The 25475-nt window shown below is 60.5% G+C and carries 20 protein-coding genes; 10 read left to right on the forward strand and 10 right to left on the reverse strand.

Features of this window, described 5'->3' with window-relative positions; all coding sequences use genetic code 11:
• Positions 1-329: 329 nt before the first annotated feature.
• From DBY73_RS02360 to DBY73_RS02380, 5 genes are all read left to right on the forward strand, one after another.
• Positions 330-1952: a ShlB/FhaC/HecB family hemolysin secretion/activation protein gene (locus tag DBY73_RS02360; RefSeq protein WP_112009624.1), complete on the forward strand. Its 1623-nt coding sequence runs from the start codon at positions 330-332 to the stop codon at positions 1950-1952.
• Positions 1952-2500 carry a toxin-activating lysine-acyltransferase gene (locus DBY73_RS02365; RefSeq protein WP_112009625.1) on the forward strand — a complete coding sequence of 183 codons (549 nt, stop codon included), beginning with the start codon at positions 1952-1954 and terminating at the stop codon, positions 2498-2500. Before DBY73_RS02360 ends, DBY73_RS02365 begins: the two co-directional genes overlap by 1 nt.
• Positions 2493-10835 (forward strand): hemagglutinin repeat-containing protein, encoded by an 8343-nt coding sequence (locus DBY73_RS02370; protein ID WP_112009626.1) that lies wholly within the window; start codon positions 2493-2495, stop codon positions 10833-10835. The genes DBY73_RS02365 and DBY73_RS02370 overlap by 8 nt, the downstream gene beginning before the upstream one ends.
• Positions 10835-11170, forward strand: coding sequence for a hypothetical protein (locus DBY73_RS02375; RefSeq protein ID WP_112009627.1), 336 nt, complete (start codon positions 10835-10837; stop codon positions 11168-11170). Before DBY73_RS02370 ends, DBY73_RS02375 begins: the two co-directional genes overlap by 1 nt.
• Before the next feature lie 454 nt (positions 11171-11624).
• On the forward strand, positions 11625-11849 hold the full coding sequence (locus tag DBY73_RS02380; protein WP_112009628.1) for a hypothetical protein: 225 nt from the start codon (positions 11625-11627) through the stop codon (positions 11847-11849).
• A 64-nt stretch (positions 11850-11913) separates the two neighbouring features.
• Here the strand turns inward: DBY73_RS02380 and DBY73_RS02385 are convergent, their stop codons facing one another.
• A complete protein-coding gene (locus tag DBY73_RS02385) occupies positions 11914-12795 on the reverse strand; it encodes a LysR family transcriptional regulator (protein ID WP_112009629.1) in 882 nt (293 codons plus the stop codon).
• A gap of 97 nt (positions 12796-12892) precedes the next feature.
• Here DBY73_RS02385 and DBY73_RS02390 point away from each other — a divergent pair, with 97 nt between their 5' ends.
• The gene (locus DBY73_RS02390; protein WP_112009630.1) at positions 12893-13495 is read left to right on the forward strand and encodes a short chain dehydrogenase; all 603 of its coding nucleotides are present in this window, start codon (positions 12893-12895) and stop codon (positions 13493-13495) included.
• On the opposite strand, the gene DBY73_RS02395 is transcribed toward DBY73_RS02390, so the two are convergent.
• The 7 genes from DBY73_RS02395 to DBY73_RS02425 form a co-directional block, all read right to left on the reverse strand.
• Complete coding sequence (locus DBY73_RS02395) at positions 13489-14223, reverse strand: class I SAM-dependent methyltransferase (RefSeq protein ID WP_112009631.1); 735 nt, start codon at positions 14221-14223, stop codon at positions 13489-13491. The genes DBY73_RS02390 and DBY73_RS02395 overlap by 7 nt on opposite strands.
• 102 nt (positions 14224-14325) lie before the next feature.
• A complete protein-coding gene (locus DBY73_RS02400) occupies positions 14326-15705 on the reverse strand; it encodes an amidohydrolase family protein (protein ID WP_112009632.1) in 1380 nt (459 codons plus the stop codon).
• A 1-nt stretch (position 15706) separates the two neighbouring features.
• Positions 15707-16663 (reverse strand): carbamate kinase family protein, encoded by a 957-nt coding sequence (locus DBY73_RS02405; protein ID WP_112009633.1) that lies wholly within the window; start codon positions 16661-16663, stop codon positions 15707-15709.
• Positions 16664-16780: 117 nt separating this feature from the next.
• On the reverse strand, positions 16781-18325 hold the full coding sequence (locus DBY73_RS02410; RefSeq protein ID WP_112009634.1) for a xanthine permease: 1545 nt from the start codon (positions 18323-18325) through the stop codon (positions 16781-16783).
• Between the two features lie 11 nt (positions 18326-18336).
• On the reverse strand, positions 18337-19752 hold the full coding sequence (locus tag DBY73_RS02415; RefSeq protein ID WP_181573195.1) for a DUF1116 domain-containing protein: 1416 nt from the start codon (positions 19750-19752) through the stop codon (positions 18337-18339).
• Positions 19752-21293: an acyl-CoA synthetase FdrA gene (gene fdrA, locus DBY73_RS02420; RefSeq protein ID WP_112009635.1), complete on the reverse strand. Its 1542-nt coding sequence runs from the start codon at positions 21291-21293 to the stop codon at positions 19752-19754. The genes DBY73_RS02415 and fdrA overlap by 1 nt, the downstream gene beginning before the upstream one ends.
• 107 nt (positions 21294-21400) lie before the next feature.
• Positions 21401-22006: an ankyrin repeat domain-containing protein gene (locus tag DBY73_RS02425; RefSeq protein ID WP_112009636.1), complete on the reverse strand. Its 606-nt coding sequence runs from the start codon at positions 22004-22006 to the stop codon at positions 21401-21403.
• A gap of 322 nt (positions 22007-22328) precedes the next feature.
• On the opposite strand from DBY73_RS02425, the gene DBY73_RS02430 reads away from it, so the two are divergent.
• Complete coding sequence (locus DBY73_RS02430; RefSeq protein WP_112009637.1) at positions 22329-23258, forward strand: LysR substrate-binding domain-containing protein; 930 nt, start codon at positions 22329-22331, stop codon at positions 23256-23258.
• Here DBY73_RS02430 and DBY73_RS02435 read toward each other — a convergent pair.
• Positions 23255-23413 (reverse strand): YqaE/Pmp3 family membrane protein, encoded by a 159-nt coding sequence (locus tag DBY73_RS02435; protein ID WP_014884952.1) that lies wholly within the window; start codon positions 23411-23413, stop codon positions 23255-23257. The two genes, DBY73_RS02430 and DBY73_RS02435, sit on opposite strands and share 4 nt — an antisense overlap.
• A 180-nt stretch (positions 23414-23593) precedes the next feature.
• Between DBY73_RS02435 and DBY73_RS02440 the strand changes: the two genes are divergently transcribed.
• From DBY73_RS02440 to DBY73_RS02450, 3 genes are all read left to right on the forward strand, one after another.
• Complete coding sequence (locus DBY73_RS02440) at positions 23594-23893, forward strand: metalloregulator ArsR/SmtB family transcription factor (RefSeq protein ID WP_112009638.1); 300 nt, start codon at positions 23594-23596, stop codon at positions 23891-23893.
• A gap of 9 nt (positions 23894-23902) precedes the next feature.
• Entirely contained in the window at positions 23903-24424 is a 522-nt protein-coding gene (locus DBY73_RS02445; RefSeq protein WP_112009639.1) for a rhodanese family protein, read from the forward strand.
• 78 nt (positions 24425-24502) lie between these two features.
• Positions 24503-24682 carry a hypothetical protein gene (locus DBY73_RS02450; RefSeq protein WP_112009640.1) on the forward strand — a complete coding sequence of 60 codons (180 nt, stop codon included), beginning with the start codon at positions 24503-24505 and terminating at the stop codon, positions 24680-24682.
• 39 nt (positions 24683-24721) lie between these two features.
• Here the strand turns inward: DBY73_RS02450 and stpA are convergent, their stop codons facing one another.
• A complete protein-coding gene (gene stpA / locus DBY73_RS02455; RefSeq protein WP_112009641.1) occupies positions 24722-25126 on the reverse strand; it encodes a DNA-binding protein StpA in 405 nt (134 codons plus the stop codon).
• Positions 25127-25475 lie beyond the last annotated feature (349 nt).

Genomic DNA, 25475 nt, shown 5'->3' on the forward strand with positions numbered 1-25475 from the left:
GTAGCACATGTCAGCGGCCTTGATAACTCCTTTTCGCGCGTTGTGCAGGGTCGTCGCGCCATAACCTCACCCTTATTAAGGAATAAGGAATATTTCGGACTAAAGCCAAATTTATTTAGCCGACGAACATGAACTACCAGATTTAAGGATATTCAGGCTCGGAACTTTCTTAGCTTTAGGATTAATCCCCCTTTTATTACCCCGCCAATATTTAAACAATCTTACACATATTCACATTGCGTCCATTTTGCTTACACAGCGCGGAATACCCGATGATAGCCCGACAAAATAGAGCGATAATAATATCGACGGCCGCTGGCCTGTTTTTGATGTTTTCCGCCCGTGCCGCTGAGCCGGAAAATCAGTTTATTATTCAGCAGCAGCGCCAGAAAGCGCTGGAACAGCAGCTGACGCCGCCCGTTCCGGACGTGCGCCTCTCTGAGCCTGCCTCCAGTTTCGGCAGAATCAACTTCCCGACCGAAACGCCCTGCTTCCCGATTCACCGCGTTGAGCTGAGCGGTCAGGATGCCCTGCCGCACTGGCTGCCCCTGCAGCGCATGGCGGATCAGGCTCAGGGACGCTGCCTGGGCGGCAAAGGCATCAACCTGCTGATGACCACGATGCAAAACCGCATCGTCGACCACGGCTGGATCACCACCCGCGTGCTGGCCCCTTCGCAGGATCTGAAAAGCGGCACGCTGAAGCTCGCCATCGTGCCGGGCTACGTTCGCCACGTGAAGCTTACCGAAGAGAGCGATAGGTACATTCAGCTCTACAGCGCGTTCCCGGCGCACGAGGGCAACCTGCTGGATCTGCGTGATATTGAGCAAGGGCTGGAAAACCTGCAGCGGCTGCCGACGGTGGAAGCGAATATGGAGATCCTGCCCGGTGAAAAACCCGGTGAAAGCGACGTCATCATCACCCGTAAGCAGAGCAAGATGTGGCGCGTGGGCCTGTCGCTCGACGATGCTGGCACCGAAACCACCGGGCGCTATCAGGGCGGCGTGACGCTGTCGCTGGATAATCCCTTCTCGCTGAGCGATCTGCTCTACGTTTCTGCCAGCCACGATCTGAACGACAGGGGCGGTAAGGGCAGCAAAAACTACACCGCGCACTACTCCGTGCCGTTTGGCTACTGGATGCTCGGCGTGACCGGCAGCGATTACGACTATCACCAGACCGTCGCCGGGCAGAACGGAGACTACCGCTACAGCGGGAAAAGCAAAAACCTCGACGTACAGCTGAGCCGCGTGCTGCACCGCAGCGGCACGCAAAAAACCACGCTGACCTACGACGTGCTGGCGCGCGAAACCCGCAACTACATCGACGATACCGAAGTCGGCGTTCAGCGCCGACAGACGGCGGGATGGCGCATCGGGCTGGAACATCGCCACTATATCGGCCAGGCCACGCTGGATGCCGGAATAAGCTACCAGCGCGGTACCCGCTGGTTTGGCGCACGGCCTGCGCCGGAAGAGACCTTTGGCGATGCCACCGCGCTTGGCAAAATCACCCAGCTTAACGCCCAGCTCAACCTGCCGTTTGACGTCGGCTCGCAGAACTTCCGCTACAGCGTGCAGTACCTGCGCCAGATCAGCAACACGCCGCTGACGCCGCAGGATCAGTTCGCCATCGGCAACCGCTGGACGGTGCGCGGCTTTGACGGGGAACGCACCCTGAACGCTAGCCACGGCTGGTACGTGCGTAACGATCTGGCCTGGAGCACGCCGCTGCCGAATCAGGAACTGTATCTCGGCGCGGATTATGGCGAGGTCGGCGGCTACAGCTCGGACTACCTGATCGGTAAACACCTCGCCGGCGGCGTAGTGGGCCTGCGCGGCAGCGCGTTCAATACGGGCTATGACCTTTTCGCCGGCACGCCGTTCTCGAAGCCGGACGGCTTTACCACCAGCAGCCTGACCCTCGGGTTTAACCTCAACTGGAGCTGGTAATGCGCATCGGAAATCTGGATATCAAAGCCCCGCTGATGCTCGGCGGTGAAGAGAGCGAAGCCGAGGTGCTGGGCGCAACCGTCTGGCTGTGGATGCACTCCCCGATGCACCGCGATGCCCCGCTGCACGCCCTGCCAACGCTGCTACTGCCCATAATCAAGCGCGGTCAGTACGTGCTTGTTTCCGAGAACAACCGGCCGGTGTTTTTCCTCAGCTGGGCCTGGCTGAACGAGGAGTCCGAAGCGCGCTACCTGACCCGCCCGGCTATCGAGATGCGGGAGGAGGACTGGGACAGCGGGGATCGGTTCTGGTTTTGCGACTGGATCGCCCCGTTCGGGCACACCGCGCAGATGTACGCCCTGATGTGCCGCGACGTTTTCCCGGACCATATCTGCCGCGCGCTCTATCACCGCGGCGCGGAGCGCGGCAAGCGCGTGATGATTTTCCACGGCAGCCGCGTCAGCCGTAAAGAGGCAAGAGAGTGGCAACGGCAACACCCGCTCGCCGTGAACCTGCCGGAAGCGTTTAAAGGAACGAACCATGAATAAGAACCTGTACCGAATTGTCTTCAACAAAGCGCGCGGCATGCTGATGGTGGTGGCGGATATCGCCCGCTCCGGCCGCGCCGGTTCGCCTCGTTCTTCCGGTATCGCTCACGCCCACAGCCAGATGATCGGCAGGGTAAGCGCGCTCAGCCTGAGCCTGTGGCTGGCCACGGGGGTTGTGCAAACGGCGCAGGCCGCGATCGTTGCCAATACCGGTGCGCCCAAAAGCCAGCAGCCGACGGTGGTCAGCAGCGCCAACGGCACGCCGCAGGTCAATATCCAGACGCCATCGAAAGCGGGCGTCTCGCGCAATAACTACACCCGGTTCGACGTAGACAAAAACGGCGCCATCCTCAACAACTCCCATAAAAACGTGCAGACCAACCTTGGCGGCATGGTGGCGGGCAACCCGTGGCTCGCCAAAGGGGAAGCCAAAGTCATTCTCAACGAAGTCAGCTCACGCGATCCGAGCAGGCTAAACGGCATGATTGAAGTGGCCGGGCAAAAGGCACAGGTGGTGATCGCCAACCCGGCGGGCATTACCTGCAGCGGCTGCGGCTTTATCAACGCTAACCGGGCGACCCTCACCACCGGCCAGGCGCAGATGAAGGACGGGCAGCTAACGGGTTACAAGGTCGAGCGCGGCGAAGTGACGGTAGACGGTGCCGGGATGGACACCTCCGGCGCGGATTACACCGATATCATCGCCCGTTCGGTAAAGGTTAACGCCGGGCTATGGGCGAAAGACCTCAAGGTCACCACCGGGCGCAATACGGTGGATGCCGCCCACGCGAAGATTGAAAAAGGGGGCGATGACGCCACCGCGCGCCCTACGCTGGCGGTGGACGTTTCCAGCCTGGGCGGCATGTACGCGGGTAAAATTCGCATGGTCGGCACCGAGCGCGGCGTGGGCGTGCGCAATGCCGGGGCGATAGGCGCGCAGGCGGGCAATGTGACGATCACCGCCGACGGACGCATTGAGAACAGCGGCACCCTGCGCGCCAGCGGCAGCGCCAGCGTTCAGGCCGCAGGCGAACTCGCCAACAGCGGCATGCTCACCGCGGCCAGCGGCGTACAGGTCAAGGCCGCGAGCCTCACCAGCAGCAAAGGGAGCGTGCTGGCAGCCGGGGTAAAAAACGACGGCAGGCTGGGCGATGCGGGTGATTTACAGCTTAGCACCACCGGCCAGCTCAGCGCCCACGGGCAGACGCTGGCGGGCGGCAACCTGAGCGCTCGCGGTAAGGGCCTGGACCTGAGCGGCAGCCAGACGCAGGGGAAGCGCGTTGTGCTTGATGGCGGCGCGGGCGACGTGAACACCGCCAGCGCGAAGGTGAACGCCAGCGAGCTGAGCGTCCGCACCGGCAACATGCTCAATAATACCGGCGGCACGCTGGGCGCGGCGAAGACGGTGCAGATCGGCGCCGGTGCCGTCGAGAATACCCAGGGCAAGATCATCGCCGTGGCGGGCAAAAACCATATTGAAACCGGCACGCTGAACAACGCGCAGGGGCTGATTTCGGCGGTATCGGATGACGGCGAGATCGCCGCCGGGCGGGAGATCAACAACGCGAAGGGCCGTATCGAATCCGCCAAAACCCAGCGCATCACCGCCTTCGGGCTGAACAACCGCCAGGGTACGATCGTCGCGAACGGTGCGACGGTTGCCCTCGGCGGCGGCGCGCTGGATAACGCCTCCGGCTCCCTGCTCTCGCGCGGCGCGCTAAGCCTTGAAAGCGGCGCGCTCGCCAACCGGGGCGGCTTCCTCGCCAGCAAGGGCAATTTCACCCTCCACAGCGGCGATGTGGACAACCGCGGCGGGCAGATTGGCGCAAACCAGACTCTCAGCGCGACGTTCAACGCCCTGCATAATGACGGCGGCGCGGTGAAATCCGTCGGCGCGATGGCCCTCAGCGGCGGCCTGCTGGATAACGCGCGCGGCACCGCCTTCTCGGGCGCGGGCCTCGCCTTTACGGGCGAAACGCTGAACAACGAGGCGGGACAGCTGGCCGCAACGGGCGATCTGTCGCTGAACGCAGCGAATCAACTAGGCAACGCGGCGGGCATTCTCCAGGGCAGCGGCATCAGCATCACCACCGGCGCGCTCGATAACCGCAGCGGTCGCCTCGTCGGCCTCTCCGGCACGGACCTGCACAGCGATAGCCTGCAAAACGGCGGCGGGCAGATCCAGAGCGTCGGCGATCTGCTTATCGACAGCGCCAGAGGGCTGGTGGATAACGCCTCGGGCCTGATCCGCAGCGGCAAAGCGGTGACGGTGAACGCCCTTAACGTTATCAACCAGAACACCCTCGGGGAGAATCAGGGCCTGGAAGGACAGCGCGTGACCCTCACCGCCACGGCCCTCGATAACCAGAGCGGGAGCCTGCTGGCAAACGATGCCCTCGCCGTTCGCACCGACGGCGTACTCAACAACAGCGCGGGCGCGCTGGCCTCTGGCGGCACGCTGGATCTGAACGGTAGCGGCCTGAACCTGATAAATGCTGGCGGTACGGTCAACGCGGGCAAGGCGTTGAGCATTCAGGCGCAAACCCTCGATGCCAGCGGCCAGCTGCTGTCGCAGGGGGATATGACGCTGGGCAGCGCCAGCAGCGTCATCAACAGCGGGAACATCGTTGCCAACGGCAATCTTACCTTCACCACGCCGGGCGATATCGCCAACAGCGGCAGGCTGATGGCAGGCAGCGCGCTGAACGTGCAGAGCGCCAACCTGACGAACGCGGCCAGCGGTGAAATCAACGCCGGAAGCAACGCGCTGAACGCCGCGGGCACGGTGCTGAACTACGGCCTGATTGACGGGGTTCACACCCTTATTCATGCCGATACGCTGACCAACGTCGGCTCGGGGCGCATCTACGGCGACGCCGTGGGCGTTAACAGCATCACCTTCAATAACCTGGCCGAGAACGGCACGGCCGCGACGCTTGCCGGGCGCGAGCGGGTCGATCTTGGCGTGCAGACGCTGAACAACGTTGGCCATAGCCTGGTTTACAGCGCCGGTACGATGCTGATCGGCGGCGCGCTGAACGACAGCGGCGCGGCGACCGGGCGCGCGGGCGCGATTAACAACCACAGCGCCACCATCGAATCCGCCGGGGATATGGCGATCGCCGCCTCGCAGATCAACAACATCAACGATAACTTCTCCACCGAGGTGGTCCGCGTCTCGGAAGAACAGCTAACCGACTACCAGCATTCCGGCTCCACCACCCGCTGGAGCTCGACGGAGAACGGCGTCTGGGTGGACCGCAACTCTTCCGACGGGCTGCGGAACCTGAATACGCCAGAAGATACCGGCGCGAACAACGACAATTTTAACCAGTACGACTACACCCGCACGATTGACGAAACGCGCATCAAAGAGAGCGATCCGGCGAAGATCCTCGCGGGCGGCAGCATGAGCCTGACCGGCGACAGGCTGTTTAACGACAAGAGTCAGGTGATTGCAGGCGGTACGCTGCAGATTGACCAGATGGGCAGCGTGCAGAACGACGACGTGCCCGGTCAGCGCTTCACCACGGATGAGGGTACCGTTACCCACTACTACCGTATTCGCCACAAGGGCGACGACGAGCAGGGGCGCGACCGCACCGCGTATACCCCGCCGACGACCATTCAGAGCATCTCCCTTAAGCCGGGCCAGCTGGTGAGCAACGGCAGCGTCGAGGGCAGCAGCCTCACCATCGCGCCGCGGGTTTTACAGGGCACAAGCGTGGCGATTGGCCAGGCTGGAACCCCTGCGGCGCAGCAAACCGTGAAGCCGGGGGAGCCCGTGGTACCGCCAGCGGGCCAGCAGTTTGAGGTGACGCCTGCCGACGGCGCTATTCGCATCATTGGCCCGAACACCACCCTGCCGGACAACAGCCTGTTCAAGGTCAATCCGTCGGCGGACGTACCGTATCTGGTGGAAACCGATCCGCGCTTTACCAACGAACGCCAGTGGCTCGGCAGCGATTACATGCAGGACGCCTTCGCCAGCGACGGTGATAACACGCTGAAACGCCTGGGCGATGGCTATTACGAGCAGCGCCTGATCCGCGAGCAGGTGATTGGCATTACGGGCCAGCGCTATCTCGACGGCTATAGCAACGATGAAGAGCAGTACAAAGCGCTGATGGATCGCGGCATTACCTTCGGCAAGCAGTACGACCTGAAGATCGGCGTGGCGCTGACGCCGGAGCAGATGGCGCTGCTGACCGGGGATATCGTCTGGCTGGTCAACACCCAGGTGAAGATGCCGAACGGCTCAATGGAAACCGTGCTGGTGCCGCAGGTGTACGCCAAAGTGAAGCAGGGCGATATCGACGGCTCCGGCGCGCTGATTGCCGGGAACAACGTCTCCATTAAGCTCAACGGCGATCTCTTTAACAGCGGCACGCTCGCCGGGCGCAAGGTGCTGCAGCTGGATGCCGACAACATCATCAACCAGAGCGGCACGATCCAGGGGGCAGACGTCAGCCTGAACGCCCGCACCGATATCAGCAACGTTGGCGGGGCCATCGTGGGCGACAGCAGCGTGCTGGCGAGCGCTGGACGTGATATCACCCTCACCAGCACGACCAACAGCGCGTCCAGCGTGAACGGTGAGAACCGCTTCGCCCGCACCACCATTGACAGCGTATCCGGCATTTACGTCCAGGGCGACGACGGCAGGCTGGCGCTGCAGTCCGGGCGGGATATCACCCTGACCGGAGCGCAGGTTGTCGCCAGCGGCGAAAACGGCAAAGCGCAGCTGGTGGCCGGAAGGGATATGAACCTGAACACGGTGGAAACCGCCAGCCGCGACAGCCTGGTGTGGGATGCCGACAACAGCCTGAAACAGGGGCAGACCAACAGCGTCGGCAGCGAAGTGACGGGCAAAGGGGACGTCACGCTGGCCGCCGGTAACGACCTCAGCGCGCGCGCCGCCGCTCTCTCCGCTGGCGAGGCGCTGAACGTCAGCGCCGGGAATAACCTGACGCTGGCGGCGGGTGAAAACACCCAGGATCTGGACGAACGGCATAAAGTGGTGGGCGGTAACGGCTTCCTGTCGAAAACCACCACAGCCACGCGCGACGTGATTTCCCGTCAAACCGCCGAGGGCAGCGAGCTAAACGGCAACACGGTCAGCCTGACGGCGGGCAACAATCTGACCGTTCGCGGCAGCAGCGTGGCGGGCACGGACGACGTTGCCCTGCTGGCGGGCAACGACCTGACCGTGGAAACCGCCGAAGAGCGCAATGCCGAAGAGCACATGAAGCAGGAGAAAAAATCCGGGCTGATGAGCTCCGGCGGCATCGGCTTTAGCGTGGGCTCGCAGAGCATCAAAACTACCGATACCGGCAGCGATGCCACCCAGGCGGGCAGCACCGTCGGCAGCGTCAACGGCGACCTGACGCTGCGCGCGGGCAATCGCCTGGCGGTGAGCGGCTCCGATCTGGTGGCCGGTCAGAATATGGCCCTCAGCGGTAAAAACGTTGATATCACGGCGGTGAACAACCGCAGCCAGCAGACCCACGAGGTGGAGCAGAAAACTTCCGGGCTGACGCTGGCGCTCTCCGGCACCGTCGGCAGCGCGCTGAACAGCGCCGTGGAGGCTTCGCAGCAGGCGAAATCCTCCGGCAGCGGCCGTCTGCAGGCATTGCAGGGGGTGAAGGCGGCGCTTTCCGGCGTGCAGGCCGCGCAGGCTGCGCGGATGGATCAGGCCCTGGGCGCGGATGCGTCTAATACCAACACGGTAGGCATTAGCCTCTCCTACGGCAGCCAGTCGTCGAAATCCACCCAGTACAGCGAGCAGAACACCGCCCAGGGCAGCACCCTCAACGCCGGGCGCGATCTCAGCGTCATTGCCACCGGCAGCGGCGAACGGGGCGCGGACGGCGATTTGACGGTAGAAGGCAGCCAGTTGAAAGCGGGCAACGACCTGACGCTTGCCGCCAACCGCGATCTGTACCTGCGCTCGGCGCAAAATACGCAGCTGCTGGACGGCAAAAACGAGAGCAAGGGCGGCAGCGTCGGGGTTGGCATCGGATACGGCTCCGGCGGCGCGGGCATCAACATCTCCGCCAGCGTTAATCGCGGTAAAGGCAGCGAGAGCGGCAACGGCACCACCCACAGCGAAACTACCGTCGACGCGGGCCGCCAGGTAAATCTTCTGACCGGACGCGACGCCACGCTGACCGGCGCGCAGGTGAGCGGCGAAACCGTGAAAGCGGACATTGGGCGCAACCTGACCCTCACCTCCGAGCAGGACAGCGATCGCTACGACTCAAAACAGCAGAACGCCAGCGCGGGCGGAAGCTTCAGCATCGGTTCCATGACCGGCTCGGCCAGCGTCAACGTCAGCCACGACAAGATGCACAGCAACTACGACTCGGTGGTGGAACAGACCGGGATCTTCGCAGGCAAAGGCGGCTATGACGTCACCGTGGGCGAGCATACCCAGCTCAACGGGGCGGCGATCGGCTCGACGGCAACCGCCGACAAAAACCGTCTCGATACCGGCACCCTTGGCTTTAGCGATATTGAAAACCGCGCCGATTTCGAAGTGGAACACCAGAGCGTGGGCATGAGCACCGGGGGCAGCATCGGCAGCCAGTTTGCCGGCAACATGGCCAACGGCCTGCTGGTGGGCGCGAACCGCGACGGGCATGACAGCAGCACCACGCACGCGGCGGTATCGGACGGTACGCTGATCGTCCGCGATCGGGATCGTCAGGTTCAGGATGTGAATCAGCTCAGCCGCGACGTGGCGCACGCCAACCAGACGCTCTCCCCTATCTTCGACAAAGAGAAAGAGCAGGAGCGACTGCAGCAGGCGCAGCTGATCGGCGAGATTGGCAATCAGGTGGCCGATATTGCCCGCACCGAGGGCAGCATCCGCGCCACTAACGCCGCGAAAGAGAAGCTGAACCACGTCAACGCACAGGATCTGCAGGAGGCGAAAGCGGCGTGGGAAAAAGCCAACCCGGGCAAAACCGCGACCCTTAGCGACATCAACGGCCAGATCTACCAGACGGCCTACAACGATGCGATGAATGCCTCCGGCTTTGGCACCGGCGGTCAGTATCAGCAAGCAATTCAGGCGGCGACGGCGGCGGTGCAGGGCCTGGCCGGGAGCGATCTTAGCGCGGCCCTTGCTGGCGGCGCTGCGCCGTACGTGGCGGAAGTGATTGGTCACTACAGCGGCCTGAACGACGCGGGTAAAGTCGCCGCCCACGCGGTGGTCAACGCCGCGCTGGCTGCCGCCCAGAATCAAAACGCACTCGCGGGTGCCGCCGGTGCCGCCACGGGCGAGCTGGTGGGGATGATCGCCCTCGAGATGTACGGCAAACCGGCCGATAAGCTGGACGAAACGCAGAAGCAGACGGTTTCTGCGCTGGCGACGCTGGCGGCGGGGCTTTCCGGCGGGCTGGCGGGCGACAGCTCTGCGTCTGCCGTGGCGGGCGCGCAGGCGGGTAAAACGACGGTTGAGAATAATTCCCTTGGCGACATCGCCGCGGCGCTGGCACAGGGTAAAACCACCGCGCAGGTGGCCGAAGAGCAAGTGAAGGCCGAAAATGAACGCTACAAGCGCGAAAACTGTGGCGGGATGAGCGCCGAAGCCTGCGCGGTGAAAATGTACACTGAGCGTCGGGACGCGCTGAAAGAGATGGCGTTGTTTGGCGTAGATTTTGTCCCGGTCGTAGGTGACATCAAGAGCTTCGCGGAAGCGCACAGCGCGCTTGATTATCTGGCCGCGACGATTGGCATCATTCCTGGCGCAGGGGATGTTGCGGGCAAAGCCATTAAGGGTGCGGAAAAGGCGCTTAAAGCAGGCGATCTGGAAGCGGCATCCAAGCTGATTAACCAGGCCAGTGATGAGATTTATGCCGTGTCTGGCGCTAAGTGGAACTGGAATAAGGAACTCAACAAGCCGCTCCCTAATAAGACCTATAATCTCGATGGCGACAAAGTCTACAAAACGGACCATCTGGCAAGGCCGCAGCAGGTCGAAGCAACCCTGAGTGCAAACGTAAAAGACAGGAATGGTTATCAACAGTGTAAGGCCGGGAAATGCGGTAATCCCGGTGATGAAGGTGGTCACTTAATCGCCAGTATTTTTAATGGGCCTGGAGAAAAGTTAAACCTGGTGCCGATGGATGGTAATCTGAACAAAGGCGCATGGAAACAGATGGAAAATACCTGGGCCAAGGCAATAAGCGAAGGTAAAGAGGTGAAGGTTAACATTCAACCTACGTATGTGGGTGATAGCGTCAGACCAGATAAGTTCTACATCGAATACACCATCGATGGTGGCAGACCGATAGCTGAAACATTTAAGAATGCACCGGGGGGAAAATAATGCGTTCTGATCAGGAAATCTACAACGATATTGGGTCAGTATTACTGGCAGCAGCACCCGATAACGCGTCAAAAATTATTATGCGGGCAGAGTTATCTCCTGAAGGAGATCACTGTAAATGTGAATTTGATTATGTGGATAGCACCTCAGGGCAGACAAACTGGTTTACTGCAGGCGCGCAAGCCAATGGTCGTTTGCTGGATCTTCTCGTGGAGCTTAGAACGTTATTTGTTAATAACATCAAATCACAACAAACGCCGTTCTGGCAGGGTTGCGAAATAACGCTAGATACAGAGACACTCAGGATTGGTATTGACTTCAAGTATGAGGATTAACAAACGGCCTTCCGCCCCTTCCGGCGGAAGGTTGGTTTTACGGGACATATAAGGGGAAAAGGTCTGTGACTCACTCACATCATTTGATTAAAGTTATTTTACGTTAACCCCATTTAATGAATCGTTCTTACAGACCTGCATTGGCAGGCAACAAATCTACATTATCTATGTTATGGACTTCAAGCCACTGAAAATATGGATAGTAAGACGGTAAAATGACTATCAAGAAAACGACTCTAATCGTAGATAAAATGCAACGAATGGCTACTTTATTAGAATTAGAGGGATATCCCAAATGGTCATCCAGTATTTTTAAACTGGCTAAAAATATGAGCTTGATCGTGATGACACCCAATACATTTTTCTGAATTTCTATAGTGGAATGGGGTCACTAAGCGATCTCGTATTGTATAGAAACGGAAAGGATTCGCTTTCGCAGGTGGGAAATTTAAGAATGAAAAACAGCACTAAATCGTTTATTAACCTTGTTTACCTGTGCTGCGCGATAGGTCTGGCGGCGTTCATTCTGACGCTCCTTGGCCGTTTAGTCGGTGCGGGATTAGCATGGAATGTGAAGGAGGGTTTCCCCTTCTCTTTCAAAGACGTGTGGATATGTCTTGAGTTTAGCTGGCTGGGGCTGCCTGCGGGTTTGATCATCTGGTTTTTTTATCACCGGTAAGAGACCTGGACAGGTTGCAATGTGAATCACCTCCCGTCCCTGCTGGCGGGCGTTACGGACCGCACTATTCCCCGGCCTGCATAATATGGGCGATAAACTGGGTTAACTTCGGTAAGGGTCGTAAATCCTGACGCCACAGCAGATGCACCGGCCTCGGCTGTGGGGTGAAATTCTCCAGCACCCGAATCAGCCGACCATTCGCCAGCTCGTCCGCCACCAGCACTTCCGGCTGGAGCAGCAACCCCGCACCGGCTATCGCCGCCGTTCGCAATCCGTAGCCATCGTTGCAGCGCAAGATCGCATCGCGCTTCCAGCGCACCTCCCCTTCCACGCCCGGCAGCCGCCACTCGTTGCGCGCGGTCCACACCGTGTGCGACAAACAGAGATGATTCACCAGATCGTCCGGCGTCTGCGGCGTGCCGTGACGGGCTAAATAGTCCGGCGCGGCGCAGATCGCCATCCGGTACGGGCAGAGGTATTTCGCCACCAAATCCTCGTTATGGATATCGCCAATGCGGATCGCCAGATCGACCCCCTCCTCCACCAGATCAACCATCCGGTTGGTGAGATCCAGCTCGACGCGCACCTCCGGGAAGCGCTGCAAAAAGGTGGCGACGAGCGGCGCGACGACGCAGCCGCCGAACGAGGTGGGCGCGGTCACGCGCAGGGTTCCGGCTGGGGCTGCGCGCAGCCGTTCGACCGCGCTCTCGGCGACAAAAACCTGCTCCAGCACCCGCTTTGCCTCGTCAAAGTAGACGCGCCCGGCGTCGGTGAGGCTTTGGCGGCGGGTGTTGCGCTCCAGCAGCCGCGTGCCGAGCTGCGATTCCAGCAGCGCAACGTATTTCCCCACCATCACCGCCGACATCTCCAGCCGCGAGGCCGCGCCGGTAAAGCTGCCGCTTTCCACCACCGCGATAAAGGTCTCCATGCCGCGAAGCTTATCCATATTCCAAACCCCTGGTTAGTAATGCCCTAACTTTAGCCCAGTTTATCCGCCTTTTTGTTTATTAAACAATGTAGGCTCACAACTTAAGGAGTCAACTATGAAAATCGTGATTATTGGTGCCAGCGGTACGGTAGGACGTGCGGTGACGGAAGAGCTGAGCCGCCGTCATGAGGTGATTCGCGTCGGCCGCACGCAGGGCGACGAGCAGGTGGATATCACCTCGCAGGCGAGCGTGCAGGCGCTGTTTGAGAGCATCGGCAAGGTCGATGCGATCGTCTCCGCCAGCGGCGGCCTGCACTTCGGCCCGCTCGCAACGATGAAGGACAGCGACTTTAATCAGGGGCTGCAGGATAAGCTGCTCGGGCAGGTGCGCCTGGCGCTGACCGGCCAGCATTACCTGAACGAAGGCGGCTCAATTACCCTGATTAGCGGCATCGTGGCGCACGAGCCGATTGCGCAGGGCGTGAACGCCACCACGGTAAACGCGGCGCTGGAAGGCTTCGTTCGCGCCGCCGCCTGCGAGCTGCCGCGCGGCATTCGCATCAACCTGATTAGCCCAACGGTGCTTACCGAATCCGCCGAAGCCTACGACGGCTTTTTCCCCGGCTTTGAAAGCGTTCCCGCCGCGACCGTCGCCCAGGCCTATCGCCGCAGCGTGGAAGGGGTGCAAACCGGCCGCGTGTATAAAGTGGGTTACTGAGCCCTACGGGCCGAGATCAGCACCAGCATCGGGCGCTCGGCCTCTTCCGCCAGCGCGGGCCACGCCTCGATTTGCGCCCGCGTTGGCCCCCATTCGTTAACGTTGCTGACCGTTAACCCCGCCCCGATCAGCGCGTTTAGCGTCGTGCCCAGCGTGCGGTGATATTTGATGACGCCGTCCGCCAGCCAGCTGCTGACGCGCTGGCCTTCGTCCTGATAGCGATTCACGCCCCAGAAACGCTCGCCGTCGTCGTCGGTCAGCCAGCCCTGCCGCGTGGCGCAGGTGTATATCGGGTGTTCGATGGAAAACACCAGGCTACCGCCGGGCTTCAGCGCCTGTTGCACCTTGCCAAACAGCGTGTCCAGCTCCGGCAGGTAGTGCAGCGCCAGCGAGCTGTAGACCAGATCGAGGCTGTTTTCTTCAAGCGCGATGGATTCCAGATCGCTGCGGCGGTAGTGGATATGCGCGTCGTTGGTCAGCTCCGCGGCCCGGGCGAGCATCTTCTCGGAGATATCAACGCCCGTGATTTCAGACGCCCCCAGCTCGCGCGCCGCGCGGCAGAACCAGCCGTAGCCGCAGCCGAGATCGATAACCGCTTTGCCGGACAGATCCGGCAGCATGCCCTTCAGCGCGGGCCACTCCGGCGCGCCGTCCAGCCCCTGCACCGAGCGCGGAAGCCGGGCGTAGCCTTCGAAGAACGCCGGGTTGTCGTAGATGTTTTGTGCCATGGCAGATCCCTCTTTGAGAATGTGGCTGACAGTATAAAGCATTCCCTGCGGCCTGATGCCCTCACCCCAGCCCTCTCCCACCGGGAGAGGGCGAAATGCACCTTATCCTACAGCGCCCCAGACAAGGTTGCCCTTGTGGAACGTCGCGGTGCGCGGGGAAATGCGCGCCACGGCCTCGGCGGAGCAGGAAGCGTCCACCAGCACGAAGCTGGCGTCATCCTGCGCCTTCGGCCAGACGCGCTCGCCGTTGTCGTTCAGCGGCAGCACGTCGCCGGTCGCGATGCCCAGCGCGCGGGAGAGCGTCTGCTCGTTCGGGCGGATGTAAAGCTGGGCGTAAAGGTTTGCTTTTTCGAGCATGTCCCCCAGGCCGTACGGCGACCAGTGGTCGATCACGCTGTCGGTGCCGGTCATCACAAACACGCCCTTATCGCGCAGCTGCTTGAGCGGCATGTGCAGGGTGCCAATCGGCACCGTCGAGGCAATGGTTACCTGCTGCGCCGCCATGCGGGTGGCGAGCTCGTCCACCTGCTGCGCGTTCAGCGTCGCCAGCGCGAAGGCGTGGCTGATGGTCAGCTTGCCCTTCAGCGCCGGCGTTTTCTCCACGGTTTCCACCATGTAGTTGACCGCCGCCACGCCTGCCGGGCTGGTTTCATGCAGGTGGATATCCACCCCTTTGTCATAATCCAGCGCAATCTGGAACATGGTATCGAGTGATTTTTCCATCGCGCCGTCCACGCTCGTCGGATCCAGCCCGCCCACGTAGTGCGCCCCCGCCTGCATCGCCTCGCGCATCAGCTTTTCAGAATGGGATAACAGCAGGCCGTGCTGCGGGAAGGCCACAATTTCGCAGTCAAACCCCGCGCGGCGGCGCGATAGCACCGCCTGCAGGTTTTCAAGGTTCTTCAGGCCGGACACCGGCTCGATGTTGCAGTGGCTGCGGGCGATAGTCGAGCCTTTGGACTGGATCAGGTCGATAAGCGCCTCCGCCCTCTCCTGGGTATAAGGCTGCAGTTCCGGCAGCAGCTTCTGCTCCAGGCGGATCATGTCCTGGATGGTGGTGCCTGCCGGGCGGTTAAGCGAGCGCCACGGGCCGCCGTAGAAGGTTTTGTCCAGGTGAATGTGCATGTCGCGCATCGCCGGAAGCATCAGCTTGCCGCCCGCGTCATAGTGCGGGAGCGAGGCGTCCGCGTGGCTTTTATTCTCGCGCAGGGCAATGATTTTGCCGTCCTCGATCTCCAGCGTTTTCAGCTCGGTGCGGGTGCTCGTCGCCACGCCGCCGTGGAAGTTAAACCCGGCCTCCAGCAGCACGTTGTCAAGATAGTAGTGGTTTGCGGTGATGTTCATCGGTTTGCCCGTTTCGCAGGTTTGCTTTGCGTTGTCCGCAGCATACGCGACGGAGCCGGTCGCGCCAAACAGCGCGCAGGCGGTGACCATTTTGCCGCTCTGGCTGATAAACTCGCGGCGGCTTTTGTTTTCACTCATCTTATTTTCCTTCATTCACAATGTGGGTGCCGGTTTCGCCGCGCAGCGCCGCGGGCAGGCACTCCGGCGAGGTGATAATCACGCGCCTGCCGCCGTGGTGTAAAAATTCCAGCGAGGCGACGATTTTCGGCAGCATGCTGCCCGCCGGGAAGTGGCCTTCGGCCATATAGCGCGTCATTTGCGCCACGCTGACCACGTCCAGCGCCTGCTGGTTCGGCTTGCCGAAGTGAACGCACACCTTCTCCACGCCGGTGGTGATCACCAGCACGTCGGCGCCGATCTCGCGGGCCAGCAGCGCGGTGGAGAGATCTTTATCGATGACCGCATCAACGCTGTGATAATCCCCCTGCGCCGAGCGCACAACGGGAATGCCGCCGCCGCCCGCGCCGATCACCACAAAGCCTTTTTGCGTCAGCGCCTTGATGGCATCCGCCTCGACGATGCGAACGGGCTGCGGCGAGGCCACCACGCGACGATAGCCCCGGCCTGAATCCTCGACAAAATGCCAGTCCGGATGAGCACGCTGCAGTTCGTCGCGCTGCGCCTCGCTGAAGAAGGCGCCAATCGGTTTTGTCGGGTGCGTAAAGCCGGGATCGTCTTTATCCACTTCTACCTGGGTGACGACCGTGACCGCTTTTTGCTCCCCGCGCCCCGCCAGACGGTTGTTAAGCGCCTGCTGGATCAGGTAGCCGATGCCGCCCTGGGTATCCGCCACGCAGTTCGCCAGCGGCGTCAGCGGCAGCCCTTCCCGTTCGTGGGCAATTTCGGCGCGGCGCAGATCCAGCCCCACCTGCGGGCCGTTGCCGTGGGTGAGGACGATGTCATAGTCCGACGCCAGCATCTCCAGCACGGACTCTGCCACCGCTTTTACCGCCTGCGCCTGGTGCTCGACCGACTGGCTGGCGTTATCTTTGATAATGCTGTTGCCGCCGATGGCGACGACCATGAGTTGTTTCATTTTTGTTCCTTTGAGAAGGTGCGGTATTTTCCCCTCACCCTAACCCTCTCCCCTATGGGGAGAGGGAACGATTACACCCTCTCCCCATAGGGGAGAGGGCTGGGGTGAGGGGCAATATCAGGACTCAGAAACCGTCGCGCTTGCGCTCGCCGTCTCGCGACTATCAAGGAAATGCTTCACCACGAACATGCCGCCCATCATCAGGTAGGCCGTGACGAACATCAGCGAGCTGCCCTCGGCGAAGCCGACCGCCGGCGCGTGGATCACGCCAAACAGCGCCAGCAGCGCCCCGCCCGCGGCGGCGACGGCTCCGCGCAGCGGCTTGTTGATGATGGCGAAGATGGCAATGCAGCCCCAGAGCATGCTGGCAAGCGGCGCGCCGCTGCCCAGATGCACCAGGCCTTCGTAGTAAATGCCCTTGCTGTGCAGCACGTCGGTGCCGATTGTTGCCGCGCTGGTGCCCGCCGCCCCCATCACGCTGTTCATCATGGTCAGCGCCCAGTTGGCGATCCACGGGAACAGGCAGATGAAGATCACGGGCACCTCCACCTTCGGCGTTTCGCGCACCACCTGGTTGGCGGTGACCACCCCGATAAAGACCAGAATCGGCACGATGGCGGTCATCGGGATGATGGCGAGCATAAAGGCCCCCAGCCCGAACAGCGGCACGATGAACATGGTGACGCCGGAGGCCAGCGTATAACCGATGCTCGCCCCCATCGCTTTCCAGCCCGCGTGGCCGACGTAGACCGTCACCGGGAACGGGTTGCCCATCAGGCAGCCGAGCATCGACGCCAGGCCGTTCGCCAGCATCACCTTGCGGGTCGGGTATTCATCCCCCGCCGCGTGGGCGCTCTCGATATTTTCGAGGTCGAAGATGTAGTTCGCCAGCCCCAGAGGAACCGCCGAGGCCAGGTACGGCAGCGCGTGCGGCAGCCCCTGCATAAAGCCTTCGATATGCACCGACGGCGGGTTAAAGCCGAACGAGGACATCGACGCTTTTATCGCCTCCGGGCTTTGCAGGCCGGAGATCCACGCAAGCAGAGTGCCGGCAACCAGCAGCAGCAGGCCGGTCGGGATGCGGGCGAAGATCGGCTTTTTGCCAAACCAGTTAATGAATATCAGCAGCAGCACGATGAAGGAGACGGTCGGCGCTTCGAACGCCTGCAGCATCGGGTTCATCGCCAGCAGCAGCAGGCCTAAGCCGGAGAGGCACGACAGCAGCACGGTGCGCGGGATCATCCTGCGGATGGTTTCGCCTAAGAACGAACCGCCCGCCAGAATCAGCGCCTCCACGAAGCACCACACCAGGCCAATCTGGATGGCGAAATCCGCGTCGCCCGTCTGCTGATAAACCGGCATCAGCACCAGAAAGGTGACGGTAAAAATCGACGGGGCGCTCGGGCCCGACGGCAGTGCGGTGACGTCCGTTCGCCCGGTGGCACGGGCCATCTGCAGACCAAACCACGTATAGCAAACGCTGGCCACCAGCACCGCCAGCCCGAAGGCCGGCGCGATGCGTCCATAAACAATTTCCTTCGGGATGCCGACGACAAAAATGAGCAGCCCCATCATGGTCAGCAGATTGGTCAGGTTGTTGGTCATCAACCCGAAATACGCCGCCCAGTCACCTCTTTTCCACTCCAGCTTGATGTTTTTCATGGATGCTTGCCTTATAAAAAGTAGCGTTCGCGGAAGGTCAACAGCGCCTTTTCAAAACAGCTAAACGGCGGGTGAACGATGCCCGCCCCGATCATGCCAATGCCCGCGTCTTTATGGGCAATGGCGGTGTTGATCACCGGCAGAATGCCGCTGCCGGCCACTTTGGTGATGTCGATGGCGCTCGGTATGCCCATAAAGGAGAGCAGCGGAATGGTGACGTTCGGATTTTCACCGAGGGTGATTTCGCGCATCTGGCGCGAGAAGTCGATGGCTTCGTCCACCGTGCCGCCCACCAGCGCCACAATCGCCGGGGCCGTCGCCATCGCAAAGCCGCCGATGCCGTAGGTTTCGGTAATCGCGCTGTCGCCGATGTCCAGCCCGGAGTCTTCCGGCTTATAGCCCGCGAACATCGGGCCAATCACCTGCTGCGCCGGGCCGGTAAACCACTGCCCCGGCAGGCCGGACACGCGCAGGCCAAACTCGTAGCCGTTGCGCGCCATGGTGGTGACCACGGTGCTGTACTCGATGCCGTGCGCGGCGTCCAGCGCGGCTTTGCACATCGCCATCCACGTCGGGCCGGAGAAGTAGTCGCTGCTGGCGACGAACTCGAACACCTCGCGCTGCTGCTCCACCGGATAACCGGCCTGAATCAGACCCGGCGTCAGCGCCTGGATCAGCAGCGTGGTGCCCGCGTTGTTGCGGTTGTGGCACTCGTCGCCCATGTGCAGGGCCTGGGCCAGCATCAGGCGCAGATCGATTTCGCCGATAATCTTCATCGCGTCGCGCAGCATCGGGCCGAGCACGTCGCGCATCCAGTTCAGGCGGTCGATCACGCTCTGGTCGTTAGCGCCCATGCGCAGGATCTTCGCCATCTGCTCGCTGAGGTTGGTAAACGCGCGGTTGCCGTAGGTTTTGTTCTCGACGATGTGCATAAACATCGACGCGGAGGTGACGCCCGCCATCGATCCCACGCAGTCGTGCTCGTGACACGGCGAGAAGGTGATGTCGCCCGACGCCGCGACGCGCTCCGCGTCTTCGATATCTTTCGCCAGCCCTTCAAACACCAGCGCCCCGGTCACCGCGCCCTTCATCGCGCCGCACATGTTTTCCCACGAGACGGGCGGACCGGCGTGAAGAATGGTGGTGCGGGTCATTCCCGGCACGACGTTAATCGCCTGGTCATAGCCCACCAGCACCGGATGAGACTGAATAATGCGCTCCAGCGCAATGGCGTTAGCGGCGGCGATTTTTTCCGCCAGCGGCTTTTCCGCAAGCTGGTCGAGTGCGTCCACCACCTGCATATTGCCCTGCCCCGGCGGCGTCCAGTCGAGCCGGGTGACGGGAACGTGCTGCTTTTTGAGATCGTCACTGAACATCGCAATGCCGACGTTAATGACGTTCAGCGGCTGGTTGAATAAGGTCGTCATTATGCTTTCTCCCCTTTGCAGACAAATTCGCGCGCCAGCAGTCCGGTATTGGTGCTGCTGCTGGCCCAGATGACGCCCGCGTCGGTCAGCAGCTGGCACTGCTGCGCCAGCGTCTGCGGATCCTGGTCGGTGCCGAGCACGTAGCCGAGGATCGCCAGCGGGCGGCCGTCGGTCTTCGCGATCGCCTGCGCCTCTTCGATCGCCTCAAGCATGACCCCCACCGGATCCTCGTGCGCGCCGAAGCCCAGCACGAAGTCCATCACGATCACTCCCACTTCGGGATCGCGCGCCTCCTGCAGCAGGCGGCTGATGCGGTTGGTCGGGTCGATCATCGGGTGCGGCCTGCCGTGGGTGAAATCGTCGTCGCCGAAGTCGAGGAAGGTATGGGCCTGGCTGACGTTGATGTCTTGCAGGCGTTTAGCCGGATCCGGCTGGATGTTGCTGTAGACGTCGTCGAACTTCTCCAGCGCGGCGAACATCGCCTCGTCGCACAGGGTGCCGCCGCAGAACAGGCCGCGAATGTACTTCTGCTGCGGAGTCAGGCGGGCGCGCACCTCTTCAATCAGCGGCCAGTTGAGCGGGTGCAGATCGAGAGACTCTTTTTTAATGCCGGTCAGCAGCACCGCCTTCAGCGCCGCCTCTTTGGTGCCGCGGGCAAACTGAAGGCCGTCCTCATCGGCGGGCGGTTCGCTGCGGCCAAGGAAGCAAACGACCACCGGCTTACGGCAGGCGCGGGCGCGGGCCAGCACCTTTTCGGCTACGGCGGGCGCAGGCGGCTTAGAGATCAGCGCAATCACCTCGGTGGCATCATCGGCTTCGAGCATGGCGATGGCGTCGAGCATCATCAGGCCGCCGATCTTTTCGCTAAGATCGCGCCCGCCGGTGCCGATCAGCTGCGATATGCCGCCGCCAAACTCGTGAATGCGCACGCTCAGCTCCTGGCTGCCGGTGCCGGAGGCGCCGACGATGCCGATCGGCCCGCGGCGCACCGCGTTGGCAAAGCAAAGACCCGCGCCGTTGATGATGGCGGTGCCGCAGTCCGGCCCCATCATCAGCAGCCCTTTCTGGTGCGCCAGCTGCTTCAGCGCCAGCTCGTCGTCGAGCGACACGTTGTCGGAAAACAGCATCACGTTGAGATCGTTTTCCAGCGCCTGGCGCGCCTCGCGGGCGGCAAAGGTGCCGTTGACGGAGATGACCGCCAGGTTAGCGTCGGGGCGATGGGTTTTGGCGCTGGCAATCGTCGCGTAGCGCGCCTCGTGGGAGCCCGCGCTCTCCTTACGCGTGAACAGCGCTTCAATGGCGGCCAGGGTTTCATCATTCGCCGCCTCGCCTTTAATGACGATCATCAGGTCGCCGTTTTTGGCCTCATTTAATTCCGGCGTCAGCAGCCCGAGGTTTTTTAATACGCCCTTGTTCATTTCGGTCGCCATCGCCACAAACGCCTGCTCAACGCCCGGCAATTTATTGGCTTTGGTGGAGACCGACATTAAGGAGACCGAATCAAAATAGGTATTCTTTTTGATGACAATTTTGGTTGGCATTATTTTCTCCTGATTGCGGATAAAAGGGGGCCGCCAGCGCGCAGAATGCACGTTGGTAAAATGCGTGTAGTGAAAAGCGGCCAGCCGGCTATCGCTGGCCGAAAAGATTATGCGCCTGCCGCCAGCAGCAGCTCGGCGATCGCCGTGAAGCCTTTTTCCCGCGCCAGCTCGAGCGGGGTTTTGCCGTATTTATCGGTCATGTGCGGATTCGCGCCGTGATCCAGCAACAGCTTCACAATTTCCTGCTGTTTGGCGCCGCCGTCGTTTAGCACGATGGCCTCCAGCAGCGGCGTCCAGCCGACGAAGTTGGTGTGGTTGACGTTAATGTCGGTTTTTTCCAGCAGCTCGCGCACGACCTCAACGTGGCCTTTTTCGCTGGCGGGGGTAATACCCACGCCGCCGAAGCGCGTCAGGCGATCGAGATCGGGATTCGCCGGTAGTACGATGCGCAGCAGGGTTACGTCGTTCGTCAGGCAGCTAATCAGGAAGGGGTTAAAGCAGGTCTGATCCTGCATATCGATATCCGCCCCGGCGGAAATTAACCGCTCAACGCAGGCGTAGTGCTTGTTCAGGCTGGCAATAATAATGGCGGTGCGCTTCTGGCGATTGGTGGCGTTAATATCCACGCCCTTCTCGATGCAGGCATTGAGCGCGTCGATATTTCCCTGCTCTGCCGCCAGCAGAAATTCAGTAACGAGTTCAGTTGCAGACATATTCAGACTCCCGATGTATTCATTTCTGATGAGCCGAGAATAGCAACAGCCCCGGCAGAAAAGAATCCGCTTAAAAAGCATTCATCGACAGCCATTTCATTGTTGAGTTAGATTTAACAATCTGGCGAAAACGTGCGGCCGTGCAACCTTTTTCTTATGACACACCGCTTTTTAGCCGCGCAAATCTGCATTATGCTTATGGCTCATGAGGCCTTGCCGCACGCGGCTCGCGAGAAATTGGCAGAACTGTGATCGGCATCAAATGCAGTGTTGCTGTGCTGTTAAAATATGTTCAAAACTGATGGTTGCAGGGAGCCGTGATATGAATTCCATCTTTACCGAAGAGAACCTGCTGGCCTTCACCACCGCGGCGCGGTTTGGCAGCTTCAGCAAAGCGGCGGCGGAGCTTGGCGTGACCACATCCGCGATTAGCTACACCATCAAGCGCATGGAGACCGGGCTGGACGTGGTGCTGTTCGTGCGTAATACCCGCAGCATCGAGCTGACCGAGTCCGGGTTTTACTTTTACCGCAAGGCCACCGACCTGCTGAACGACTTTCACGCCATCAAGCGCGGGATCGATACCATCTCTCAGGGAATTGAGACGCGGGTGCGCATCTGCATTAATCAGCTGCTGTACACGCCGCGCCACACCGCCAGGCTGCTGCAGGTGCTGAAAAAGCAGTTTCCCACCTGCCAGATTACCGTCACGACCGAGGTGTATAACGGCGTCTGGGATTCGATCATCAACAACCAGGCCAATATCGCGATCGGCGCGCCGGATACGCTGCTGGACGGCGGCGGGATTGATTACACCGAAATCGGCGCGATCCGCTGGGTATTTGCCATCGCGCCGACGCATCCGCTGGCGTTTGTGCCGGAGCCGATTGCCGAAAGCCAGCTGCGCCTGTATCCGAACATCATGGTCGAAGATACCGCGCACACCATCAACAAGAAGGTCGGCTGGCTGCTGCACGGCCAGGAGGCGATCCTGGTGCCGGACTTTAACACCAAGTGCCAGTGTCAGATTCTGGGCGACGGGATTGGGTTTCTACCGGAATACATGGTGAGGGACGCGGTGGAAGACGGCCTGCTGATCGCGCGGCGGATTAATAACCCGCGCCAGGATTCCCGCATGCTGCTCGCTACGCAGCATGCGGCTACCGGCCAGGTCACGCGCTGGATCAAACAGCAGTTTGCTCCGCAGGGCGTGTTAACCGGAATTTACAGCGACTTGCTCTGGCGCGCCTAGCTTTTGGTTTGTACCCAGAAGGCGTGGATGAGGCCGGGAATATAGCCCAGCAGCGTCAAAAGAATGTTCAGAATAAACGCCCAGCCGAAGCCTTTGCCAAGCAGCACGCCCAGCGGCGGCAAAATAATGGTAAAGACGATACGCCAAAAACCCATGATGTCTCCCTACAAGCTAACCAGTTGAAAGTCATGAAAAGTATTGCTCTTTAAGCGTAGCCAGATTAGCGGCAAGCGCCACGGCTAAACGCGCTTTTTACCCTCTTTTACGTTTAACGGGCTGGCAGAACGCCCGCCTTTAGTTTAGCATTATCTTAATTAAGCAAAGGCTAAATTAACATGAACGAACTCGAACAGCTCCAGGCCAGCGCCGCGCAGGCCGCCGCGTTACTTAAGGCGATGAGCAACCCAAACCGGCTGCTGATCCTCTGCATGCTCTGCGGCGCGCCGGGCACCAGCGCGGGCGAACTGGCGCGCGCCACGGGCCTTAGCGCATCCGCCACCTCGCAGCATCTGGCGCGTATGCGCGACGAGGGCCTGATCGACAGCACGCGAGACGCCCAGCGCATCCTCTATGCCATCAAAAATGATGCCGTCAACCAGCTCATTAGCACCCTGAAAACCCTTTACTGCCCGTAAGGAGCCGCTATGTCTTTACCTCTACTTTCGCCCCAGCAGGCCAGCGCGCTGCTCGCTGAAGGCGCGACGCTAATCGATATCCGCGATCCGGACGAGCACGCCCGCGAGCGCATCGCCGGGGCGCGCTCTGTTCCGCTCGACGCCCTGCCCGCCGGGCTGCACGTTAAGCCCGGCGATACGGTGATTTTTCACTGCCAGTCCGGCATGCGCACGTCGAACAACGCCGGGCGGCTCGCGCAGGCTGCTCCCCTGGCACACGGCTGGCTTCTTGAGGGCGGCATTCAGGGCTGGAAGCAGGCCGGGCTGCCGACCGTTGAAGATAAATCCCAGCCGCTTCCGCTGATGCGCCAGGTGCAAATTGCCGCAGGCGCGCTGATCCTGTGTGGCGTAGCGCTGGGCTACAGCGTGTCATCGGGCTTTTTCCTGCTCAGCGGGTTTGTCGGCGCGGGCCTGCTGTTTGCCGGGGTGACCGGCTTTTGCGGCATGGCGCGGCTGCTGAAGGTGATGCCGTGGAACCGACGCCCCTCGTAAGGCGTAATCGCTGAAATAGATTGTACGCCCCAGCGCGCGTGGGCTAAGGTGAAAACACACCAATGAAGAGGAGGTACTATGTTTTCTGTCGGCGATTATGTGCAACCGCGCCAGGGCGGTCCAAAACTGAAGGTTCTTGAAGTGAACGGTGAAGAGATCGTGGTGGTACAGGCGAGCAATGAGCAGGGCGAAAAGTTCACGCTCAACGCGGCGGAGGTGACACCCTACACCGAAGCTGGTGATTTTGGCGTTTGCTGAGATAACTAGCCGGGCGGCGCGTTCCGCCCGGCAATGTCGTTAAATCAGGAAATCATCCAGCGACTTACCGTTTTCCAGCGCAATCGCAATTGGCTTCGGCGTGCGGCCCTGGCCTGTCCACGTTTTCTCTTCACCGTTTGCGTCAGTAAAGCGATATTTCGCTTCACGGGTTTTACGTTTTTTCGCCTGATTACCCCCGCTTACCAGTTCAGAACCCAGCAAATCAGACGGGGAAATACCGTCGGCTTTCATCAGCTCCAGCAGAGCATTAATTTTTTCCTGCTGCTCGGCACGCTGCTTTTCAAGCTCTGACTGCTCGTTACGTTTTTCTTCAACAACGGTGTTGAATTTCTCCAGCACGTCCTCGAGAACGTCCAGGGATAATTCACGGGCCAGCGCACGAAGTGTGCGGATATTATTAAGATTCTGTAACGTCAAAGACATATTAATTGAAAACCTTTTCGTTGTATGTAAGCCGAAAATCAGTTAATAGAATAATTCATTTCGTTCGCAATATCCACCCGCGATCGCCTTTCGTTATTATTGTAGATATTTATCTTAAACTAATTATCTATATTACTTAATAACTCTTTTGCAAATTAATCACCACGATAATATCCAGGATCAACGGCGGCTACGCATGGACATTCTCCAGTGCAGCCATATTTTGCATAAAAATTCATTTTTAATGGATGATTAAATGACGTTACAGGCAGAATTTTACGCTACGAAAGCACGGACAAATGGATAAATATTACGCTAATCTGCCATACAGCCCTCCGCTTACCTCTCT

This window comes from Enterobacter sp. RIT418 (assembly GCF_003057745.1).
In the GTDB taxonomy this organism is placed as follows: domain Bacteria; phylum Pseudomonadota; class Gammaproteobacteria; order Enterobacterales; family Enterobacteriaceae; genus Enterobacter.

What these genes read in the sequence shown, in the direction of transcription:
- DBY73_RS02360 (WP_112009624.1), top strand. Translation starts at nt 330, where the DNA reads ATGTTTTCCGCCCGTGCCGCTGAGCCGGAAAATCAGTTTATTATTCAG.
- DBY73_RS02365 (WP_112009625.1), top strand. Translation starts at nt 1,952, where the DNA reads ATGCGCATCGGAAATCTGGATATCAAAGCCCCGCTGATGCTCGGCGGT.
- DBY73_RS02370 (WP_112009626.1), top strand. Translation starts at nt 2,493, where the DNA reads ATGAATAAGAACCTGTACCGAATTGTCTTCAACAAAGCGCGCGGCATG.
- DBY73_RS02375 (WP_112009627.1), top strand. Translation starts at nt 10,835, where the DNA reads ATGCGTTCTGATCAGGAAATCTACAACGATATTGGGTCAGTATTACTG.
- DBY73_RS02380 (WP_112009628.1), top strand. Translation starts at nt 11,625, where the DNA reads ATGAAAAACAGCACTAAATCGTTTATTAACCTTGTTTACCTGTGCTGC.
- DBY73_RS02385 (WP_112009629.1), bottom strand. Translation starts at nt 12,795, where the DNA reads ATGGATAAGCTTCGCGGCATGGAGACCTTTATCGCGGTGGTGGAAAGC.
- DBY73_RS02390 (WP_112009630.1), top strand. Translation starts at nt 12,893, where the DNA reads ATGAAAATCGTGATTATTGGTGCCAGCGGTACGGTAGGACGTGCGGTG.
- DBY73_RS02395 (WP_112009631.1), bottom strand. Translation starts at nt 14,223, where the DNA reads ATGGCACAAAACATCTACGACAACCCGGCGTTCTTCGAAGGCTACGCC.
- DBY73_RS02400 (WP_112009632.1), bottom strand. Translation starts at nt 15,705, where the DNA reads ATGAGTGAAAACAAAAGCCGCCGCGAGTTTATCAGCCAGAGCGGCAAA.
- DBY73_RS02405 (WP_112009633.1), bottom strand. Translation starts at nt 16,663, where the DNA reads ATGAAACAACTCATGGTCGTCGCCATCGGCGGCAACAGCATTATCAAA.
- DBY73_RS02410 (WP_112009634.1), bottom strand. Translation starts at nt 18,325, where the DNA reads ATGAAAAACATCAAGCTGGAGTGGAAAAGAGGTGACTGGGCGGCGTAT.
- DBY73_RS02415 (WP_181573195.1), bottom strand. Translation starts at nt 19,752, where the DNA reads ATGACGACCTTATTCAACCAGCCGCTGAACGTCATTAACGTCGGCATT.
- fdrA (WP_112009635.1), bottom strand. Translation starts at nt 21,293, where the DNA reads ATGCCAACCAAAATTGTCATCAAAAAGAATACCTATTTTGATTCGGTC.
- DBY73_RS02425 (WP_112009636.1), bottom strand. Translation starts at nt 22,006, where the DNA reads ATGTCTGCAACTGAACTCGTTACTGAATTTCTGCTGGCGGCAGAGCAG.
- DBY73_RS02430 (WP_112009637.1), top strand. Translation starts at nt 22,329, where the DNA reads ATGAATTCCATCTTTACCGAAGAGAACCTGCTGGCCTTCACCACCGCG.
- DBY73_RS02435 (WP_014884952.1), bottom strand. Translation starts at nt 23,413, where the DNA reads ATGGGTTTTTGGCGTATCGTCTTTACCATTATTTTGCCGCCGCTGGGC.
- DBY73_RS02440 (WP_112009638.1), top strand. Translation starts at nt 23,594, where the DNA reads ATGAACGAACTCGAACAGCTCCAGGCCAGCGCCGCGCAGGCCGCCGCG.
- DBY73_RS02445 (WP_112009639.1), top strand. Translation starts at nt 23,903, where the DNA reads ATGTCTTTACCTCTACTTTCGCCCCAGCAGGCCAGCGCGCTGCTCGCT.
- DBY73_RS02450 (WP_112009640.1), top strand. Translation starts at nt 24,503, where the DNA reads ATGTTTTCTGTCGGCGATTATGTGCAACCGCGCCAGGGCGGTCCAAAA.
- stpA (WP_112009641.1), bottom strand. Translation starts at nt 25,126, where the DNA reads ATGTCTTTGACGTTACAGAATCTTAATAATATCCGCACACTTCGTGCG.